This is a genomic window from Marinobacter sp. DY40_1A1, assembly GCF_016597815.1.
GTDB lineage: Bacteria > Pseudomonadota > Gammaproteobacteria > Pseudomonadales > Oleiphilaceae > Marinobacter > Marinobacter xiaoshiensis.
In genome coordinates, this window is the sequence record NZ_VCHA01000004.1 from 114,789 (window position 1) to 136,432 (window position 21,644).

Consider the following 21,644-nt stretch of genomic DNA (forward strand, 5'->3'; position numbering starts at 1 on the left):
CTCACGCTCAATCGGCATAACCCGTGAGCTCCATATAGCCCACTCCAGAATGGCTTCCTGACACCTCTACCGGGCTCTCCCAATAAGGATAGAGCCCGGCGTTAAGATAATCGCCTGGTGGCGCACTCAACTCCAGATTCACCTGATAGGCCGGAACGCTGAGCTGCCAGCGCACAGGTACGCCCTTACGCCGCTCCAGTGCTTTCACGCCAACCTCTTCAGAACTCAAGGGAATGGGATCACCTTCTGCAGGAAGCCAGGTGCCTGATCGAAAACTGCCGCTGTCGTCCCGTAGCTGGAATGCCATCAGCTTGTCGCCGCTATCCAGATGCAGCGCAAACCAGTCCCATCCTTTTTGCCCGGTTTTCAGAAGCTGGCTGCTCCACTCCCGATCAAACCAGCCTTTACCTGATACCTCCAATGCCTTGCCTTCCAGCACCACCTCGCCGGTTATGGCAATGTCTACCAGGCTGAAGTACATGGAACCCTCGCCACCCGCGGATTTGGCGCTGAAGCCCTTATTCCCATGGCCCACTGGCTCGCCATGAATAGCGAGCATCAGGTCGTAACTCCAGCCTTCGCCTGCCGCTTGCAGTTGCCAGCGATCGTTATTGGCATTGCCCTGCAGCCGCCAGTTATCCAGCCAAACCTGAAAGGGAACGGCCGTTGCCCCCGCATTCCCCATATCGCCACGGGCCAGCTTTTCCGTAAAGTAGTGCTTCCCCTTCCAACTCACTGCGCCGTGGGCCATCCATGCCGCTTGCAATGGCCACGCAGTTGAATCCGGCGCTGGCTTGGAGGCAACTCTGGGCTGAAGTGCCTGCCGGAACTGGGTCCACTGCACACCCAAGGGCTCGCCGTCAGTCGTTTCAAGGTTTGCAGTGAGGTACCACCATTCGATTCGATGCTGAGGATGCGGGCCGAAATCAGCGGGGAACGCCAACCGATCTCCGGGGCCGGGCTGCAAATAGGGCGTTTCTCCTGCAGCACTTTGCTCAAGCCCCGCCAAACCTGCAAAGCCTTGCTCGCTGGCATCGCCAGAGCAGCCAGCCAATAGCAGTAGCCCCAATGAAAATCCCAGATACCGATTCATCGCTCGCCTCCCGTCAAGGCGCTGGCAGATACAGGTGCAACGGAGGGCTTGCCAAGTTGCCTGCGCATCAGCACAGCAATGCTCAAGCCAATGGCCAGGCTAAGAGCGCCAAGTTCCAGCCAAAATGTCGGGTACACGGCCATGGGCAGCGACCAGCCAAATGCGAGGGGGTTGATCCGGTGCACCAGCACCCAGGTGAGCCAGACACCCAGTGGCAGGGCCAGCAAGGCAATACCGCCAGTCAGCGCCAATGCCAACCGCAGCAACTGGCCTGCAACTTCCTGCTGAGACATACCCCACACCACCAGAAGCCGGAAGTACCAGGCTCGAGTGGTGAAAAACACCCAGCCCATCATCAACAACGCAGACGCTGCCAGAATCAGGGTAAGCAGAGTCATGGCGCGAGTTAACGCAAAGGTCTGATCAAACACGCCGGTCGCCAGCTCGCGAATGGTGCTGTTGTCTCTCATGGATAGGGTTTCAACACTCCAGATTCGCTTTAATCCATCGGTAACAGGCGTAATCCCCAACTCACCCGGCGTTATGGAGAAGCTCTCGGAACGGGCAATGAAATTCTCGGGCAGAGCTTCTGCGTTCATCAACACTTCACCCACCGGGCGGCCATAGTCCGGGTAAACCCCGAGAATCCGCATGTCCCGAGTCTGCTCGTCGAGAACTAATTGCAGGGTATCCCCAGCCCCAAGCGTTTGCCTGCGGGCCAGTTGCTCGTTGATCATTACGCCCTTATTGCCAGCCAACGCCTCCCAGGGGTGATCTTCCGCTTCTAGCAGTCCCCACCCGGTTATCAGAGTGCTTATGGGCGCAAGAGCGTAAACATCAACCTGCTGACTGCTTGCAGCAGCCTTGTCTGTCATCCGGGTGCTGCCCCGAATTACCTGATGCCAATTCATGCCAGGATTACTGACTTGCTTGCTGGTGAGCCAATCGGCTGCTTTGCGGCTATCTGCACCAACGGGCACTTCAATGTAATAGGCGGCCTCCAGTCGCTGGGCCAGCCAGCGATCAAAGGTATCTTCAAAGGTGGTAACCAGCGCCTGAACCGCCAGCACCATGGCAAGGGCAAACTGTAAGGCAACCAGTGGCAATGTCAGGCGACGCGCCAGCACGGCGAGTTCCCTGTAGCGCCACCGGGCAAGCGGAGCTTTCGATTGATCTGCGCGCCAATTGGCAAAATGTGTGACCGTGGCGGGTGTCAGCCAGGCGGCCCCCGCGAAAACCAAAGCCACCGCAACAAACGCCCAGGGCAGCGAAGGCGCCAACCAGGCCATAACCAGTCCAGCCAAAAGCAAAGCCGTCGCCAATCTGCCCTGATTGGGCACCGACAAAGACAAGCGCTCACGGAATCTGAGCAATAGCAGATCCCCCAAACAGGCAATCACAACCACAGTCAACATAACCAGAACCGGCGTTATCCAACCCTGCCCATGCCCGGCATAGAGAGGTATATCGAACAACCCATCAAGGGCCTGGCCAAAACCACCCCCAAGCCCGGCCGCCAGCCACCGGCCAAGCCATACGCCGGGCACCACACAGATCAGCGCCAACGCAATGATTTCCAGCACCAGCCAGCGCTGAACCTGCCCTGGCGAAACCCCAAACCGATGCAGCAAAGCGAAACTGTCCCGGCGTTGTGCCAGCCCCAACAGGTAAACACTGCGCAATAGCAGAGCGGTAATGAGCAGAACCAGAACGCCCAAGGCTTCAAGATTAAGCAAAAAGCTGTCACCGAGCTCACCTGTTTCCGGGCCGGTTGCGAAGGTTTTCAGGTGGTAGGCAGCCGGTAGATCAGAGTCTTGGGTAGAGTCAGGTGTCAGCAAATACAAATGAGCTTCACCAGCGCTGGCTGCGGTGCTCATATCCACAAAGGGCTTGCCATCCAGTGGTTGATCGCCCCCCCGAGATGCCCCGGCGCCAAAACAGTGGGCCGCCAAGGGATCAATACCGATAATACGGTTGCCCGATGCCGGGGTTACCTCCAGCCAGGGCATTACGCAAACACCGGCAAGGCGAAGAGATACAAAGTCTTCAACCATCAAAGCCTGGCCGTTATCCCTGACCACTTGCTGGCGCTCTGCCACCGTTTGTTCACTCTGCTCAAGGCTCGCTCGCGCTTGGCTGGTGAGTTGATTCACCCCCGTCCACAACATGGTGGCGAGAACGATCATGGTCGCCAGGGCGAGCAGCTGCAGAGGGTGACGGCGATAATGGCTGAGCAGAGCCCAGGGTATGGGTAAAGCGGGTAAAGACGGAAGGAGAGACATTAGCCGCTTCATACAGCGCTCAGGTGGCCGAGATCCAGAAGCTGTTGGCAACCGGCGGCAAGCTCGGCATCGTGGGTCGCCAGTATCAGGCCGCAACAGTAACGGGCCTGAAGATCAAACAACACCTGGGCAACCTCGGCGGCTGTCTGGCGATCAAGGCTGCCGGTGGGCTCGTCTGCCAGAATCAGTGCTGGCTCCATGGCAAACACCATAGCCAGTGCCGCACGCTGGCGTTGGCCACCGGATACCTGATCCGGATAGCGCCGGGCCAGATCACCTATATCCAGACGTGTCAGCCAGTCTTCACTGTTTGCGGGGTCACGACCTGCCAGTTGGGCGCGAAACCGGACATTCTCCAGTAGCGTCAGGGCGGGCATCAGGTTGGCTTCCTGAAATACCACGCCAATCTGCTGCCGGCGCAAGCTGGCCCATGCCGCAGCCTTTTCCCGTGTCGCTGCGCTGCCCGCATCAAAAACCTGCCCCTGCATAACAATGGTGCCCGCATCGGGCGACTCCAGGCCGCACAACAGGTTCAGCAGCGTACTTTTACCGGAGCCGGAACGACCCACCAAAGCCAATGACAGGCCTTGGTCGAGGGTGAACGTCAGCTTTTCGATCACCGGGACGGTTTCATTGCCGCTGACGAAGTGCTTGCTCAAGCCCCGAACAGCCAGCAGAGACTCTGTCATATTGGCGCTCCTCCTTGCCTCCATTCGCGAAACTGTTCCAGCAAGGATAGCAGGGCCGGAATAATCACCAGCACCAAAACAGTAGACAGCCCCAAACCAAACGCAATCGAGGTGGCCATGGGAATCAGGAACTGCGCCTGCAAGGAGGTTTCAAACAGCAGGGGTAACAGCCCACCAATGGTGGTCAGCGAGGTCAACAGCACGGCACGCACCCGCTGCACCGCTGCTTCGTTCAGAGCTTCGTTAATGCCCAACCCCTTCTCACGCTGATGGTTGTAGAAAGACACCAGAATGATCGCATTGTTCACCACAATACCGGCCAGCCCAAACAACCCGAACAGAGACAGCACCGTTAGCTGAATCCCCATCACCCAGTGGCCCAGCAGGGCACCCACCAGTGCAAAGGGGATGATCGCCATCACGATCAACGGCAAACTCCAGGAGGCAAATACCCAGGCCAGTATCACGTACATCAAGGCTATACCGACCACCATGCCGGTTTTCATATCTGCAATGGTTTCCCGCTGGTCCGCCGACCGGCCTTCAAAGCTGTAACGCACGCCAAAGCGGCTGGCAATGTCCGGCAGGGCGTCGGCCTCCAGGCTTTCGATAATCTGGTCTGTGGTGCTTACCCGGGTGTTCAGGGCGGAGGTTACCTCTACGGCCAGCTTGCCATCGGCATGGCGCAGTGCCTCAAAGCCCTGACGGTGATCGAGGTTCATTACCTGCCCCAGTGGCACGAAGCGGCCATCCGGTATGCGCACAGTCACGCGAGAGAGTGTGGATAAACGCTCGCGCTGGTCCCGAGGCAGCTGTACCCGCACTTCCATCTCATCGCGCCCATCCTGATAGATCTGGGCAACCCTGCCATCAAATGCTGCCCGCAACTGGCTACCCAAATCGGTGGTGGTGAGGCCCAGCGCCTCGCCATAAGCACTGGCCTGATAAATCAACTGCTCACGCCCCCAGGGCATGTCATCTTCTACATCCAGCACGCCGGGCAATGTTGATAACGCTTGCGCCAGCTCTTCTGCGGCAGACTTCAGGTTCTGTGCATTCTCTCCGGTAAGCCGCACATTCACATCGCGGCCCGGCGGCCCGGCCTGGCGTTCGGTGATGGACAGGTTGTCCAGCCCGGCAGGCAGGTTCAGGCGGCTACGCCATTCGTTGATAAAGTCCGGATTGCGCACGTCACGCTGGTCCGACGGCGCCAGCTCAATCATTATGGAACCCAGCTCATCACCGGCGCGGGAGCTTCCACCTCCGCCCAGGGTGGCGCCATCTGTGGTCACTGCATGCAATATGAGATTGCCGCCCAGCGCCGATTCCGTCTCGTTCAGTGCTTTTTGCATATCCGCCATAAACCGGTCTACGGTTTGGCTGTCGGTGCCCGCAACAAAGCTGGCGTTGGCGTAAAGCACAGATGGCTCGGGAGTGGGGAAGAAGTTGAATCCGAGGCGACCACCGGCCAGCAGCCCAACGGTAACCAGCGCCAGGGCCAGAACACAGGCCATGGTAACGCCACGGTTCTCCAGGCTGCGCTGGGAAAACCGGCGGAAGGGGCCTTCGCGAAAACGATCAAACCGGCGTTCGAAACGATTGCGAAAGCGTGCAATAGGATTACGGCTGGGCCCGGCAGGTTCCGGAGTACTCTTGTTAGCATTCCGAGGCTTGAAAGCGTGCCGCAAGTGCGCCGGCAGAACAATGAAACACTCAAGCAGCGACGCAATAAGCACGCAGATCATAATGACCGGAATATCACCAAGGATATTGCCGATCACACCACCCACAACCAGCAGCGGCATAAAGGCAGCGACGGTGGTCAACGACGACGCAAATACTGGCCACACCATGCGCTTGGCCGCGCCTTCCGAGGCGTAAATGGAGGCCTCACCCATGCGGGCATGGGCGTCTGCGTCCTCCCCCACCACAATGGCATCGTCCACAATAACCCCCAGCGCCATGATCAGTGCAAACAGGGACATCATGTTGATGGAGCCGCCAATCAGCCAGAACACACCGAGTGCTGCAAGAAAAGCCGTTGGAATCCCCACGGCCACCCACAGCGCAACGCGCCCTGGAAGGAACAGGTACAGCAGGCACACCACCAGAATCAGGCCGCTGAGGCCGTTGCTGGTGAGGAGGGAAATACGGTCGTTCAGCAGTTGCCAGGTTTCATCGTAAACCTCCAGCTGTATCGTAGGCGGCAAGGTGGCACGGGTATCATCAAGCCATTGTTCGAGAACCTTGGCTGCTGCCAGGGAGTTACCGTTTTCAGATCGCTGCAGTTGTAATTCAATGGCCGGAAACCCATTACGGGTGAGTGCCACCTGGCTTTCGCGGTCTTCCTGACGAACATCGGCAATGTCCCCCAGCCGCAACTGAACACGCTCACCGCTGAGCACTGGCAAGGATTCAAACGCCTGCGGGCTACGCCGCTGTTCTATGGATCGCAGCTCTCGGGCCGCATCTTGCTGCGCCATGATTCCGGCGGGCAAATCCCGCGAAACCGATGCCACTCTCTCAGCGATCTGCCCAAGCGTAAGCCCCAGCGTCTCCAGCCTTTCCACCGGAATATCGATGCTGATTTGCTGCTCCGGCAGGCCCCGGAAAGACACCCGGTCTATACCACGCTGCAGGAGTTCGTCTTCATAGCGGTAAGCCAGCGCCCGCAGTTCGCGCCGATCCACATCACCGAATACCAGCATTCGGGCGACGGGCTCGTAGCGCTCAATCCGCGCCACCCGGGGTTCCTCGGCGTCTGTGGGCAGGTTGTTGAATTCATCCACTTGCTGGCGCACATCATCCAGAGCTGTGATCGGGTTGGTGCCCTCCTGAAACTCCAGAGTGATCGACGCAATGCTCTGGGCGGAGGTGGATGTCATCTTCTTGAGGCCATTCACACTGCGCAGCCGCTGCTCCAGCGGATTGGTAATGCCCTGCTCCACATCTTCCGCAGAGGCACCGCTCCAGACCACGCGCACACTGACCACGTCCAGCGCGAATGTGGGGAAGAACTGGACGTTCATACGGGTAAGGCCCAGGGTACCGGCAAGCAGCATCATCAACATCACCAGGTTGCCAGCAACCTTGTGATGGACAAAAAACCCGATGACGCCTTTTCTGCGCCTCATTGAACCGGGCTCCCTTCGCTGGCCACGTCTACTTTAAGGCCAGTGAGGGCATTGGGAAGATGGGTAATGATGAGCTGGCTGCCCGGCTTGAGCGCCTCACCGGCAACCAGAAGACGCCGCTCACCCTTGGCGGAGAGCGCTTCGCCTACCCGCTCAACAGACACGCGCTGCATACGGCTATCATCTGCCATAAGGTATACGTTGTTGGCGCCATACAAGGCACTGAACGGAATGGCCACTGTCTGGCTGCGCTCTGGCCGCTCGAGGGTGACGGGCAACAGAGCTCCAGGCCGCAAGCCCGCTGAATCTCCAGCCAGTGCGAGGATCGCCTCGGTTCCTGCAGGGTCGCTGATTCCGGCGAAACGCTTGAGCCGGAAGCGAATCTCACGCTGATCGCTGTAGGCAAACAGGTCTTTGCCCTGCGCCAATGCGCCCATCAGTTCTGCCCGATACAGGTCAGGCACCCGGGCCCGGAGCTCCAGACCCTCTATCGCATACACGGAGAGCAGCTTCTGGTTTTTCGATACCTGATCGCCCAGAGCCACCTGAACATCCGTGACAACCCCATCAAACGGCGCGACAACCCGGGAGCGCTCGGCATCCCGCTGCGTTGTCGCAAGTGCGGCTTCTGCTTGCGCCAGCCTGGCCTCCAGGCTTTGCAGCCGTGCCGGGTGTTCGTCAATGGCGCGCTGGCGAATGCTTGCGGTTAACTCAGCTCTGGCAGCGCCATCCGTTACGCTTTCCAGGCTCTCACGGGAGGCAAGGTTTCGGTCCACCAGAGAACGCGTGCGCTCCAGCTGCCGGTGAGCATTGGCCAGGATGGCCTGCTCGCTTTTGAGCGCAGCCTGATCATTCCGGTGGCGTACCTGTTCTGAGCGGATCTGCGCTTCAAGATCAGCCACCTGGGCTTTCGCCTGGGCCAACACTGGCTCAACATCCTGGGCATCCAGAGCCACCAACAGATCACCGGCACTCACCCGCTGCCCTTCTGCCACGGGCCGCTCTGATATACGGCCAGCCATAGCGGCAACCACCAACATCTGTTCGGGGGCGACCACCTCGCCGTACAAAGGCAGCACCGGCGTGTGCACGGCTGGCTCAACCACTTGAACCTGCACCCGCCAGCTTCGCTCAGTTGCAGAAACCTGGGCCGGCTCCGGGCGGGTCATTTTCAGAAACAGGAAGCCCAAAATTCCGCCGGCGAGAATAATTACGGGTATAAATCGTTTGGACATAGCGTGTGGGCCAGCTAAGGTAAATAAAGCTCCGCCACAAGACGGGAACGAGTAGCGAGATGCCTCTGAAAGACACCTCCGGATTGCTATAAAAAAGTACCTTCAGGAGTACTATACGTTTGTTCTCAGAAGATTATGCCAACCTGTTCAGTGCCACAATCATCAACTCCTTCATTGTGGTGATTGTTGTGCTTATGCATCGCGAGGCGCTTGTTCGCCTGAGCGCTTTACTGAAAATAATGCATTCTCGCCATCACCTGCGCCTGGTCACTGCCGTTCTTGGTGTGCTGCTTGCCCACACAGCACAGGTGTGGGTATTTGCAGCGGCCTATTTTTTCATGCACCACGCCGATGCATGGGGCACGCTGGAAGGCAACTTCAACGGCAGTTTTCTCGACTGCGTGTACTTTTCTTTCAGCACCTTCACCACCGTTGGCTATGGTGATATCGAGCCCTTGGGCGCGCTGCGTTTTCTGACCGGCATCGAAGGGCTCACAGGGTTAGTATTGATCACCTGGAGCGCTTCCTTCCTGTTTATGAAAATGCAGCGCTACTGGACGGGCAGCTAAATCCACTTACACCTGGCCAGCGTGTAGTAAAGCAAGGGCACTACCACAACAGTCAGCAAGGTAGAAAGCGCAAGCCCGAACACCAGCGAGATTGCCAGCCCGTTGAAAATCGGGTCATTCAGGATAAAGTAAGCGCCCACCATCGCCGATACAGCCGTCAGGGCTATGGGCTTAATGCGCACCGCCCCCGCCAGAACCACAGCTTTCTCAAGTTCAATCCCTTCTTCCAGGAGTTGCTGGATAAACACCACCAACAAAATGGAGTTACGCACGATAATGCCCGCCAGCGCAATCATCCCGATCATACTGGTTGCCGTGAACTCCCTATCCAGCAGTGCATGCCCGGGCATGATGCCAATCAGGGTCAGCGGTATGGGCGCCATGATTACCAGCGGCAGAATATACGAACGGAATTGCGCCACCAGCAACACAAAGATCATGAACACACCTACGCTGTAGGCTGCGCCCATATCCCGAAAGGTTTCATAGGTAATCTGCCACTCACCGTCCCACTTGAGCGTGCCTTTTTCCGGCAGAGGTGGCTGATCAATAAAGAACTGCTCCGGCGCGCCTTCCTGCTGTTTCAGCAGCGACACCATGGCAAACATGCCATACAGCGGGGAGTCTATATCCCCTGCCATATCGGCGGTTACATAGGTCACCGGCAACAGGTTTTTGTGGTAGATGGCACCCATCCAGTCGGCTTCGCGCACCTGGGCAATACTGGCCAGAGGCACCAGATTGCCGGCCCGGCTGCGCACCTGCAGAGACATAAGCACCGATGGTTGAGCCTTATCGGCATCCTCAAGCGTTACCCGGATAGGTACGGGGTATTTGGCATGATCGTCGTGCAAGAAGCTGACGTTCATGCCACCCAGGGCCATCTGTAACGCTTCAACCACTTGCGCCTGAGATACGCCCAAACGGGCAGCGCGGGCACGATCCACTGCTATTTCCCACTGCCGTGTAGGGGCTTCAAGCGTGGTATCAATATCCACAAGGCCTTCCACCTCTGCCATGCCGGCGGCTACGGAGCGAGCCAGCTTGGCGCGCTGATGAGCGTCGGCACCGTAAATCTCTGCCACCACGGACGAAAGTACAGGCGGCCCCGGCGGTACTTCAACAATCTTGACGCTGGCGTCGTAGCGCTCGCCAATGGCGGTCAAGGGCGCACGCAACGCCTGGGCAATGTCGTGAGACTGGCGGAGGCGCACGCTCTCATCGCTGAGATTCACCTGAATATCACCCTGGTAGGGGTCACTACGCAGGTAATACTGACGCACCAGACCATTGAAGTTGATCGGCGCGGCAGTGCCAGCGTAGCTCTGCCAGCTGGTCACTTCGTCAACAGTCTCCAGATAATGCCCCATTTCCAGAAGCGCCCGCTGGGTTTGCTCAACTGGCGTGTGTTCGGGCATATCAACCACAATCTGGAATTCGGATTTGTTGTCGAAAGGCAGCATCTTCATGATCACCGCCTGAAACGCCGGCAACGAAGCTGCAGCCAGAGTGAGCAGGATCACGCCGAGGGCCAGAAAGCGGCGACGCCAGTGGTGCTCGCCCAGGAAGGGCGTAAGAACACCGCCAAATATTTTCATGGCCATGGGGCTGACCCCGTCCGCGGAACTGCCGGATTCTTCCGTTCCCGTAACGGTTTCGCCTTCTTTGCGCTTCAACAGCCGGAACGCCAGCCAGGGCGCGACCACAAAGGCAACAATCTGGGACAGCACCATACCGGCGGATGCGTTGATGGGAATGGGGCTCATATAAGGCCCCATCAAACCACTCACAAAGGCCATAGGCAGCAGCGCCGCCATAATAGTGAGGCTGGCCATGATGGTGGGCGTACCCACTTCGTCCACCGCTACCGGAATAATGTCCTTCAAGGGGTGGTTGGAATTGCGAATGCGGCGGTTGATGTTTTCGGTTATCACAATGCCGTCATCCACCAGAATACCGATGGAGAAAATCAGGGCGAACAGCGACACCCGGTTCAGGGTAAAGCCCCAGGCCCAGCTGAATACCAGCGTCAGCAACAGGGTAATCAGCACGGCTATGCCGACGATCAATGCCTGACGCCAACCCATGGCGATCAGCACCAGCAGAACCACGCCCAGGGTAGCGGAAATCAGGTCAGAAATGAGTTTTTGCGCCTTGGCAGAAGCCGTTTCGCCATAATCCCGGGTAACAATAACTTCCACACCCTCAGGCAAAGCCCGGTTGCGGATCTGCTCCAATCGCTGCTCAATGGCCCGTGTGATATCCACGGCGTTTTGCCCGGGCTTCTTGGCGATGGCCAGTGTCACTGCCGGGTACACATCACCAGGCTGGCCAACACTGCCCGTATCCACTGCCGGCCCGAAGCCGGTCATTACGCTCTGGTCCGGCGCAGTGCCACCGCGACTGACACTGGCTACGTCGTCGAGATACACCGCTGCGCCAGCGTGCATACCCACCACGAGGCTGCGCACATCATCGACGCTCTCCAGCAAAGTGCCGGCCTGAACCGGTATGGACAGGTTATCGCGAGTAATGCGGGTTTCCTGAGCGCTGGCATTGGCGGCTTTCAGGGCATCGCGAATATCGCCGAGGGTAAGATTGAACCCGGCAAGCAGGGCCGGATCAAAATGGATATCCACCCGGTCGGGCACGCCGCCCACGGTGTAAACATCCCGGGTTCCAGGCACCCGTTTGAGCGCCACTTCCAACATGTGGGCCAGGCGCGTCAGTTCTTCTCCGGTATGACCATTAACAGGGTCATAGAGAGTCAGCGTCATGACCGGCACATCATCAATGCCTTTGGGCTTGATGACCGGCTGAGAGGCACCCAGTTCCGGCGGCAGCCAGTCCTGGTTGGAATACACCTGATTGTAAAGCCGAACCAGCGCTTCCTTCCGCGGAATACCGACTTCAAACTGCACCGTAATAACGGCCTGACCCTGACGGGACACGGAATACACGTGTTCAACGCCGGAAATTTCGCTCATTACCTGCTCGGCAGGCGTTGCGATGGCGCTTTCCACTTCCTGGGTGCTGGCCCCCGGGAACGCGATCATGATATCCGCCATGGTGACGTCTATCTGCGGCTCTTCCTCTTTTGGCGTGACCACAACTGCAAGCACGCCCAGAATGATAGAGAGTAGCGCTATCAAAGGCGTTAGATGGTTATCCTGAAAAACCCGGGCAATCGCCCCTGACGGGCCGACCGGAGGCAGTTTGCTGCTCAATTCCCAGCCTCCTTGTTCAAGCGATCTGAACCCACCAGCTCACCGGGATACATAACAACCTGCTCGCCTTCACTCAGCCCTGCCAGAACTTCCAGGCGGCCGTCCTGCTGCGCACCGGTACGAACCTGCCGTAACCGTGGGTGCCCCTGATCATCCAGCACAAACACTGCCCTCAGCTCACTGCGGCGAACTAGACTGCTGGCGGGTATCCACAACACTTCACGCGCTGCGACCGGAACACCCACCTTCACCAGCATGCCCGGAAACAACGAGCCGTTAGGCTCGCTCAGGCGCATCCGCAAACGGAAGGTGTGAGTCGCCGGATTGGCGTAGGGATAGAACGTCATATCGCCGGTTTCCAGCACCCGGCCATCGCCCAGGGTCACCTTCGCCTGGCGGTCGCGCCGGGCCAGATCGGCATATTGCTGGGGCAGATCTACAACAACCCGCAACTGCTCCAGGGATAGCCCGCTGAGCAGGGGCTGGCCCGGGCTGACAGACTCACCGAGTTCCACATGGCGTTCAGTCAGTATGCCGCCGTAAGGCGCAATAATACGGGTATAACTCAACTGTTCCCGGGCTTCCGCCAATGAAGCCTCGGCCCGCTCCAACCGTGCCTTCGCACCCGCCAGATTGTTCCTGGCACTATCAAACTCCTGCCGGGACACAAGCCCGCGCTCGTGGATGCTCTCAATCCGGTCAAATTGCTGCTGGGCATCATCCAGGGTAGCCCTGGCTTCGTCCCGGCCAGCTTGCGCCTGATTGAGCCGGGCGCGCTGCTCACTGCTATCCAGCTGCACAATCAGATCGCCGGCAGCCACCGAATCGTCTACATCAAAAGGTAACTGCTGAACGGTGCCGCTGGTTTGTGCAGATACGGTACTCTGCTGAACCGCCTCAATCACACCATCCAGAACCAGGGTTTCCTGCAGCTCACTGCGCTCAACTGGCGCAGTCTGCAACTGGCCAGACGTATCCGCACCCAGAGCGGGTGCCGCGCAAACCAACCCAAGCACAATCGCGCCCAGTACAGAAATGTGTCTCACCACCAGCCACCTCGGAAACAGTTATTAGGTAATAACCATAGGTTATCAATATATTCAAGAGTAGGACACACCCATCTCCCCCTCAGCTACCTACGATTACTCTCCTGCAATTTAGTCAGTTAGAGCATAGTCCATAGCAACAGGGCCAACTCATAAAGACTCCTACAAAAAAGCCCCGTGCAGGGGGAGTAATCCTGCACGGGGCGAAGAGTTACCCGCTGGCTATGAGTAGCGGGCAACCGCCATTGCAAGGTTTACCACCTGGCCGTCAGTGCCGCGCGTAACGTGCGCCCCGGCTCGTTTACACGGATCGCGTCAGGATTGAACGGATCGGTGTTTGCGCGGCTCACGTGCGGCGCCCAGGTGTTATCAAACAGGTTATTCAGAGCCCAATTAAAAGTGAGGAACTCCATTAGCGGATGGCTACCAGAAAGGTTGAACACGCCATACCCGGGTGAAACCCCCGCATCCAGCCCCGATTGCGGATCGATGCGATCCTGACGGCGGGCAAGCTGCCATTCGGCCTCAATGCTATGGCCCATCGCCTGCCAGCCCAAAGTTTGAACAAATTGAACCGGGGGAATCTGCGGCAGGGCTTTATCATCATCACGGTTTTCGCCGCGAACCGACGCCAAGGCACTGCTGCTACTCCAGGTGCCATCGGTCCACCCAATCATTGCCTCAACACCCAACAAGCGGGCATCTATGTTCTTGTAACGAGTACAACCGTTGGCCTTGCCGCACTGAGCCTGCGTTTCTTTGTAACGCAGCACAAAATCATCCACCTGATCGACCCAGACAACAGGCTTCCAGCTCCACTGATTCTTGCTGCCACTCAGAGCCAGCTCCAGTTTGTAATGCTTTTCGGTATCCAGATCCGGGTTGCCAATCCAGCTATCGCCCATGGTATTGCGCGCCAGGTAGCGTTCCGTAACACTGGGGCTGCGCACACTGCGGCTGCCGATCAAGGTTAGCGCCTGGTTCTGTGGCAGGCGCCATTCGCCCGATACGAACCCACTTACGTTGTTATCTTCAACGTCTACATCCGCCGTACCGTAAGCACTCTGGTAAAGCATGGCCGGAGTCATTCCCATACTTGCCACGTCGTCCGCTTTGGTCGCATTCATTTCCACACGGTCGTAACGCAGGCCCGCTCCCACTTTTATGTCACGGGCAACGCGTCGAAAACCTTCTGCAAAAAGCCCCGCTCGCTCACGCTCCACTCCCGGCCACATGAGCGACACCGTCATTGGCATAGGGTTACTGACGTTGAACAGGGTGGCATCCCAGTCGTTTGCCTCCAAGTCTGCGCCCATGGCCCAATCAGTTACGCTATTCGGGCTTTGATCCAGCGTGAAACGCAGGCCTCGGGTTTCGGTGATGGAGTTCGTCTGCATCTTCATCATGCCGGCCGGGCGCAGGCTGAAGTTGTCCATGATGTGATCCACATCTGCCTGCCAGGCCAGCAGGCTCCACTCACCTTTTGCTACCGGAGAACCAATCTTCATGCGGTAAATATCTGTGTCGGTTTGCGGTGCATCCATACCGGAACCGGCGTATTTCACATCGCTTTCTTCCTGCCGGCTCACCATGGCCTTGATGAAGAAACCAGTCTCCGTTGTCCAGGCAGCGTCGGCGCGACCTTCGGCATTTTCGTAGGCGCTGCGTACTTTGTTGCCATCACCGTCTTCGTAATCATTCGCTTCGTCATAGCCACCAGACAACCTTAACCAGGCCGCCTCACTGCCCACGGCCGCTGCGGCGTTCACCAGCTTGCCGCTTCCATTATCTGAACCACCAAGCGTTACCTGGCCGGTGGTCACACCGTCGTTGAACCGAGGCTCGGCGGTTGTGGCAATCACCTGCCCGCCGGCAATAGGGCCCCAACGCAGGGTGCGGTTATTGGTTCGGACTTCCAGAGCCGGCGCCAGTGCGCTGCTCAGGCGACTCGTTGGTGGATCCATGCGGTTGGGACAAGCGCCTTCCACCCGAATGCCGTCCAGCAACACATCCACTCTTTCCTGACTTTGCCCCCGCACCACAGGCTCCAAGCCGCGACCGCCCATCCGGGAGAGCGAGACTGCAGGATCCGAGGCCAGCCGGCTTACAGGCTCGCTGGCCAACACAGCAGCGGAATTGTCACTGGCCTGCCCTTCGGTAACCCGAATAACAAGGCTATCCCCGGAGGCTTGCGCCAGTGCAAGAGCAGGCATTCCTGCGAATCCTAAAGCCGCGATCCATGCGCATTTCGCAAATACTGGTTCTTTCATGCAACTGCTTCCCCGGGGCGTTTCCGCCTATTAATCTCTGGAACAAAAGTGTCCGGGTATGATAAACAGGCAGCCGCCGCAGCGCGTGAGACACAATGCCGCATCTCTATGGGGGTAGGTGTTCAACCCCCCTGCCACCGGGGCTCGCTTGCCAAACCTGCCGCAATATGGTCAAATCACCGCCCCATTTTTCCACCATCCTTTTCACTTTCCTGCAATAAGCAAGAACCGAAATGAGGAAGACTCTATGACCGCCCGACTTGATGAGAAACTGGAACTGATTTACCAAGACGTTCTGCACCGCAATCCGGGTGAAAACGAGTTCCACCAAGCTGTACACGAAGTTCTTGAGACTCTGGGGCCCGTTCTGGTGAAATACCCGGAATTTGCCGAGAAGAAAATCATTCAGCGCATCTGCGAGCCTGAGCGCCAGATTATCTTTCGGGTGCCCTGGCAGGACGATAGCGGCGAAATCCAGATTAACCGTGCGTTCCGCGTAGAGTTCAACAGCGCCCTGGGCCCCTACAAGGGCGGCATGCGCTTTCACCCGTCCGTATACCTGGGCATCATCAAGTTCCTGGGTTTCGAACAGATCTTCAAGAACGCCCTGACTGGCCTGCCTATCGGCGGCGGCAAAGGCGGCAGCGACTTTGACCCCAAAGGCCGCTCCGACGACGAGATTATGCGTTTCTGCCAGAGCCTGATGACCGAGTTGTACCGCCACATCGGTGAATACACAGACGTCCCAGCCGGTGATATTGGCGTAGGCAAACGGGAAATTGGCTACATGTTCGGCCAGTACAAGCGCATCACCAACCGCTACGAGTCTGGCGTACTTACCGGTAAAGGCCTCGACTGGGGCGGCAGCCGCGCACGTACAGAAGCAACTGGCTACGGCACTGTGTTCTTCACACAAGAAATGCTGAAAGCTCGCGGCGACTCCATGGAAGGCAAAAAAGTGGTTGTTTCCGGCTCCGGCAACGTCGCTATCTACGCCATTGCCAAAGCTCATGAACTGGGCGCTACAGTAATTGCCTGCTCCGACTCCAGTGGCATCATCGTAGATGAAAAAGGCATTGATCTGGCAGCTATCAAACAGATCAAGGAAGTAGATCGTCGTCGCATCAGCGCATACACCGAGTTCCATAAAGACGCGAAATACGTCAAAGGCGGCAGCATCTGGTCTGTTCCTTGCGACATAGCTCTGCCCTGCGCCACCCAGAATGAACTCAACGCCAACGACGCCAAAACACTGGTTGAAAATGGCTGTATCGCAGTCGCTGAAGGCGCCAACATGCCTACAACGCCTGAAGGCATCGCCATCTTCCAGAAGGCCAAACTGATGTACGGCCCAGGCAAAGCCGCTAACGCTGGTGGTGTAGCTACCTCTGCTTTAGAAATGCAGCAGAATGCCAGCCGTGATTCTTGGACCTTCGATTACACGCAAAAGCGTCTTGAAGACATCATGATCGACATCCACAAGAGCTGCTACGAGACCTCTGCCGAGTTTGGCTCTGAAGGCAACTACGTACTGGGCGCCAACGTGACCGGCTTTATCAAGGTCGCCCGTGCCATGCAGTCTATGGGCGTTATCTGATTATGGAGTAGGGCTCATGAGCAGGAACGGCGGAAACTCACAGGATAGCAACCGGGTTTCCACCGGCCTCCCGGGGCTGGATGACGTTCTTGACGGCCTGAGAATTGGCGATAATGTGGTCTGGAGAGTCAACGATCTGGACGACTATCGGCGATTCGTTACTCCATTTATTGAGTCTGCGGCGTCCGCCGGGCGCCGTATCATTTATCTGCGTTTTGGCCAGCATCCTCCGCTGGTGCCCGCAAACACCAACATCCACACCGAAAACGTCGATGCTCTGGATGGCTTTGAAGCTTTCACCGGTAGAGTATGGCGCCTGATAGAAGAACATGGGCGCGGCGCATTCTATGTGTGCGACTGCCTGAGTGATCTGCTCAACGCCTGGGCCACCGACGCCATGGTAGGCAATTTTTTCCGGGTGGTTTGCCCCTTCCTCTTTGAACTGGATACGGTCGCCTGGTTTGCTCTTTACCCGGACCGGCACTCCCGCACAACGCTGGATCGCATCCGGCAGACAACCCAGGTAATGGTGGATGTGCACCGCCTGGAGGACGATGTACAGGTTCAGCCGATCAAAGCCTGGTGTCGCCAATCCCCCACCATGTTTCTGCCACATCGAGAGCGCGATGGTCGTTTTCTGCCGGTCTCCGACAGCAGCGATGCCACCCGACTACAAGCCGGTCTGGAGGTGGCGCAACTACATCGACAACCGCTTCTGGATTACTGGGACCGTCTGTTCATGCAGGTTACCAGTGCCATGCAAGATGATGATCAAGAACAGGCTGCAGCTATTCATGAGCGGGTGCTGAACGTACTGATCAGCCGGGATTCGCGCATATTGGACTTGGCCAGAAACTATCTGAATCTTGAGGACCTGCTCGCGATACGCGCGCGAATGATCGGCAGCGGGTACATTGGTGGAAAGGCCGCTGGCATGTTGATCGCCCGCAGCATCCTGCTTACCAATCAGCCAGCTATCTGGCAGGAAAGCCTGGAGCCTCATGATTCCCGCTATCTTGGCTCAGACGCCTATTACGCATTTCTCGTACACAATGGGTTGTGGCCAGCGATCATGCGTCAGCGTGCACCCGAGGGGTATTTCAGTGAAGCGGCAACCTTGCGCCAAGGCTTACTGGAAGGTGAGTTCCCACCGGAAATCCGGAGTGAACTGGAGCGGCTGCTGGATCACTACGGGCAATATCCGATTCTGGTGCGCTCAAGCAGCCTGCAGGAAGATGGTTTTGGCAACGCCTTTGCCGGCAAGTACGACAGCGTTTTCGTGATCAACCAGGGCGCTCCAGAACACCGGCTTGACGCTCTGGAGTACGCCATCCGCCAGGTTTATGCCTCTACCATGAGCGACGACGCCTTGGTATACCGTAAACAACGCGGCCTCGACCAGCGGGAAGAACCCATGGCGCTGCTGATTCAGCGAGTCAATGGTCGCTTCCATGGCCGCTACTACCTGCCAGATGCTGCGGGTGTTGGTGTTTCTCGTAATACCTTTGCCTGGGATACCGATATGGACCCGGCCGCTGGCATGGTTCGCCTGGTCATGGGGCTGGGCACCCGGGCCGTTGATCGGATTGAAGGCGACCACGCCTGTGTGATAGCACTGGATTACCCCCACCGCCAGCCCTTTCGCAATCAGGATGAAAGCTACAAGTTCTCCCAGCACCTACTGGATGTACTGGATCTGCGAGAAGGAGATTTAACCACCCTCCCGTTGAGCCAGCTCACAAAGGAGGTTTCCGATCTGCCGCTGGGCCACTTGGGCGAAATAGACCAGCCCGCCAGCAGACGAGCCCGGGAGCTGAATTTGCCAACACCGGTGTGGCGCCTGACCTTTCAACCCCTGGTACGCAACGGTCTTTTTGTGGACCGCCTCTCCTGCTTGTTGAAAACCCTCGAAGCAGGCTATAACCACCCGGTGGACGTGGAGTTTACCCTGCACCTGAACAGCGCCGGAGAACCGGCCTTTAACCTGGTGCAATGCAGGCCGCTGGCAACCATCGGCGAAACCACCGCCGTTGCAAAACCCGAGGAAATACCGGCACAGAACCTTCTGTTCCGCACCCAGGGACACTTTATGGGGGGCAATATCAACCTGGGAATCCAGCGCGTTATCCGGGTGGATGCTGCCGTTTATAGGCAGCTTAGCGTGAGCCAACGTTACGACGTTGCCAACCTCGTAGGCGAGCAGGTGCGTATGGACAAGGGTAAAACCATGCTTATTGGCCCCGGCCGCTGGGGCACCAGTAGCCCCGAGCTGGGCGTGCCAGTTCGTTTTGCGGACATCGCGGGCGTGGCCGTGCTGGTTGAAGTGGCAGAAATGGACGGTGATATGGTGCCGGATCTTTCTTATGGCTCACATTTTTTCCAGGATCTGGTAGAAGCCGGTATCGCCTACGCGGCTCTTTTCCCCAATGGCCGGAACAGCGTTTACCAACCAGATCGACTCCGCGGCACAAGCACACACAGGCAAGGTGTTTCTCCTGAGGGCGCAATCCAGAGTTTTGACCTGCGTGCGAACCCACTGCAGCTGACCGGCGATGTGATCAGCCAGGACCTGGCCTGTTACTACCCTGTTTGATACCTATCAACTATTTCACTGCCTCTAGCACCAATAAACACCCTGCCCTGCTAGAATCCAGTCCATGGAATGGCTCACTCACTCTCAAACCGGTTTTCAACAGGCTGCCCGCTACTTGCTGGGTATGCGTTTGGCCATCGTTACGCTCCAGCTCGCTGCCATCGCGGTAGCCGAAACAGTTATCTCCCTTGCCCACCGGGCTGAAGCACTCATCCTTTGCCTGGTCTACGGCATTTTTGCGACCCTGTGCTGGCTCTGGTTTACCCGCAGACCACCACGCTCCCCAATCAGTGTAAGTGTTGGCCTGGCAGTAGATCTGGCCCTGATTGGCGCCTGGCTTTTTCTCACCGGCGGCTACACCAACCCCCTTGTGTCCCTGTTACTGCTACCTATAGCGGTAGCAATCATTCTGGTACCACTCAGTCAGAGCATTGCACTGACTCTGGCAGGAATCGGCATTTATACCGCCCTGGTTTTGTGGCACACCCCCATTACCCATGATCACCACGATGCCAATCTGGCCCAGTTGCATCTGGCCGGCATGTGGGTGACCTTCGCCATGACGGCTGCAATTCTGCTATTAGTGGTCGGTGCCCTGGCACGAAGGTTAGGGCAGCAACAGCAGCAGCTTTCAACCATTCGGGAAACACGCCTGCGCGATGAACAGATCATTTCACTGGGGCTTTCCGCAGCGGCCGTTGCCCACAGGCTGGGAACACCCCTGAATACCATGACCTTGCTAGTGGAAGAACTCCGCTCTGCGTTCCCGAACCCCGAGCTCGCCGAAGACCTCAACCTGATGGAGCAACAACTTGTTCTTTGCAGCAAACACCTGCAGCAACTGTCCAGAGCCGCAGTACAAGCAAAAACTGCGCAGCTTGAGAGCCTCACTGCCAAGGACTGGGTGGCACGATTGAAAGAGTCGGCAACGCTGCTGTGGCCCGCTGCGCCCATTGATTGGTCGGCGGTAGTTCCGGACTGCCGGGTTGCGGTAGATGCCACCCTGGATCAGGCCATTCTGAACCTGTTGGCCAACGCACTGACCGCCAGCCCCTCCTGGGTAGCTGTCAGTGTTCGCTGCGCAGAAAACAACCGGGTTGAAATGGTGGTGGAAGATCATGGTGACGGGCTGGAAGATGCCTTCCAGAACAGCCTGGGCGAACAGATTGTTGGCTCGGAAAATGGCATGGGCGTTGGCCTCTTTCTTACCAACGCGACCATCCAGCGCCTGGGGGGCACACTGAAGGCACGAGTTGACCAGCATGGCACGACCATGATCATCGATATGCCCCAAGCCGGACCGTCCAGTCTGGAAACCTGGAGTAACACGTGACAACCACTGATAACTGGCTGCTTATTGACGATGACACTGCCTTTCTGGAGATACTTCAACGCGCCCTCAAGCGCCAAGGTGTCGAAGCCACCAAGGCCCAATCTCATGCTGAAGCGCTTGGCGCGCTGAGCACACAAAGTTTCCATCGGTGCGTGCTCGATCTGAACCTTGCCGGCGAAAGCGGCCTGCAACTTCTGCCCGAGCTGCTCAGCCGACAACCTGATCTGAATGTTCTCGTACTCACGGGTTATGGCAGCATTGCCACAGCAGTTGAGGCCATGCGCCGCGGGGCAATCAACTATTTGTGCAAGCCGGTTACCGTGAATCAGCTCATCAGCGGTTTTGATGCTCTGGCAACTGCTCCCGAGCTTCGCCCTGAACCACCGTCGGTGGAAGAAATGGAGTGGGAGCACATTCAACGGGTACTCAATGAGCATGAGGGCAATGTATCCGCCACCGCCAGGGCTCTGAACATGCACCGGAGAACCCTGCAACGCAAACTGCAAAAACACTCTCGCTGGCGCAATTGAAACATCAGGCATAGACTTGATGTACATCAAACCTGATATCCGCAAT

Annotated in this window: 13 protein-coding genes; 5 read left to right on the top strand and 8 right to left on the bottom strand. The window is 57.7% G+C overall.

The features are described from left to right. Positions 1–7: 7 nt before the first annotated feature. Genes FFI61_RS11430 through FFI61_RS11450 form a run of 5 tightly spaced genes read right to left on the bottom strand, consistent with a single transcriptional unit; the run spans position 8 to position 8,433 of the window. The gene (locus FFI61_RS11430; protein ID WP_200370504.1) at positions 8–1,093 is read right to left on the bottom strand and encodes a lipocalin-like domain-containing protein; all 1,086 of its coding nucleotides are present in this window, start codon (positions 1,091–1,093) and stop codon (positions 8–10) included. Beyond that, complete coding sequence (locus FFI61_RS11435; RefSeq protein ID WP_200370505.1) at positions 1,090–3,375, bottom strand: ABC transporter permease; 2,286 nt, start codon at positions 3,373–3,375, stop codon at positions 1,090–1,092. The genes FFI61_RS11430 and FFI61_RS11435 overlap by 4 nt, the downstream gene beginning before the upstream one ends. Positions 3,376–3,383: 8 nt before the next feature. Then, entirely contained in the window at positions 3,384–4,064 is a 681-nt protein-coding gene (locus tag FFI61_RS11440) for an ABC transporter ATP-binding protein (protein WP_200370512.1), read from the bottom strand. Beyond that, complete coding sequence (locus FFI61_RS11445; RefSeq protein WP_200370514.1) at positions 4,061–7,198, bottom strand: efflux RND transporter permease subunit; 3,138 nt, start codon at positions 7,196–7,198, stop codon at positions 4,061–4,063. Before FFI61_RS11445 ends, FFI61_RS11440 begins: the two co-directional genes overlap by 4 nt. After that, positions 7,195–8,433: an efflux RND transporter periplasmic adaptor subunit gene (locus tag FFI61_RS11450; RefSeq protein ID WP_200370516.1), complete on the bottom strand. Its 1,239-nt coding sequence runs from the start codon at positions 8,431–8,433 to the stop codon at positions 7,195–7,197. The genes FFI61_RS11445 and FFI61_RS11450 overlap by 4 nt, the downstream gene beginning before the upstream one ends. A 143-nt stretch (positions 8,434–8,576) precedes the next feature. Between FFI61_RS11450 and FFI61_RS11455 the strand changes: the two genes are divergently transcribed. Further along, complete coding sequence (locus FFI61_RS11455; RefSeq protein WP_227714891.1) at positions 8,577–9,002, top strand: potassium channel family protein; 426 nt, start codon at positions 8,577–8,579, stop codon at positions 9,000–9,002. On the opposite strand, the gene FFI61_RS11460 is transcribed toward FFI61_RS11455, so the two are convergent. From FFI61_RS11460 to FFI61_RS11470, 3 genes are all read right to left on the bottom strand, one after another. Further along, positions 8,999–12,229, bottom strand: a complete 3,231-nt coding sequence (locus FFI61_RS11460; RefSeq protein ID WP_200370518.1) for an efflux RND transporter permease subunit — start codon at positions 12,227–12,229, stop codon at positions 8,999–9,001. The two genes, FFI61_RS11455 and FFI61_RS11460, sit on opposite strands and share 4 nt — an antisense overlap. Then, positions 12,226–13,275: an efflux RND transporter periplasmic adaptor subunit gene (locus FFI61_RS11465; protein WP_200370520.1), complete on the bottom strand. Its 1,050-nt coding sequence runs from the start codon at positions 13,273–13,275 to the stop codon at positions 12,226–12,228. Before FFI61_RS11465 ends, FFI61_RS11460 begins: the two co-directional genes overlap by 4 nt. Before the next feature lie 254 nt (positions 13,276–13,529). Continuing rightward, complete coding sequence (locus FFI61_RS11470) at positions 13,530–15,488, bottom strand: TonB-dependent receptor domain-containing protein (protein WP_227714861.1); 1,959 nt, start codon at positions 15,486–15,488, stop codon at positions 13,530–13,532. A 304-nt stretch (positions 15,489–15,792) separates the two neighbouring features. On the opposite strand from FFI61_RS11470, the gene gdhA reads away from it, so the two are divergent. The 4 genes from gdhA to FFI61_RS11490 all read left to right on the top strand — a co-directional run bounded on the left by gdhA (position 15,793) and on the right by FFI61_RS11490 (position 21,598). Next, the gene (gene gdhA / locus FFI61_RS11475) at positions 15,793–17,142 is read left to right on the top strand and encodes an NADP-specific glutamate dehydrogenase (RefSeq protein WP_200370523.1); all 1,350 of its coding nucleotides are present in this window, start codon (positions 15,793–15,795) and stop codon (positions 17,140–17,142) included. Between the two features lie 16 nt (positions 17,143–17,158). Continuing rightward, positions 17,159–19,735: a PEP/pyruvate-binding domain-containing protein gene (locus tag FFI61_RS11480; RefSeq protein ID WP_200370525.1), complete on the top strand. Its 2,577-nt coding sequence runs from the start codon at positions 17,159–17,161 to the stop codon at positions 19,733–19,735. A gap of 64 nt (positions 19,736–19,799) precedes the next feature. Beyond that, complete coding sequence (locus FFI61_RS11485; RefSeq protein ID WP_200370527.1) at positions 19,800–21,068, top strand: sensor histidine kinase; 1,269 nt, start codon at positions 19,800–19,802, stop codon at positions 21,066–21,068. Further along, positions 21,065–21,598 carry a response regulator transcription factor gene (locus FFI61_RS11490; protein WP_200201405.1) on the top strand — a complete coding sequence of 178 codons (534 nt, stop codon included), beginning with the start codon at positions 21,065–21,067 and terminating at the stop codon, positions 21,596–21,598. The genes FFI61_RS11485 and FFI61_RS11490 overlap by 4 nt, the downstream gene beginning before the upstream one ends. The last annotated feature ends 46 nt before the right edge of the window (positions 21,599–21,644 follow it).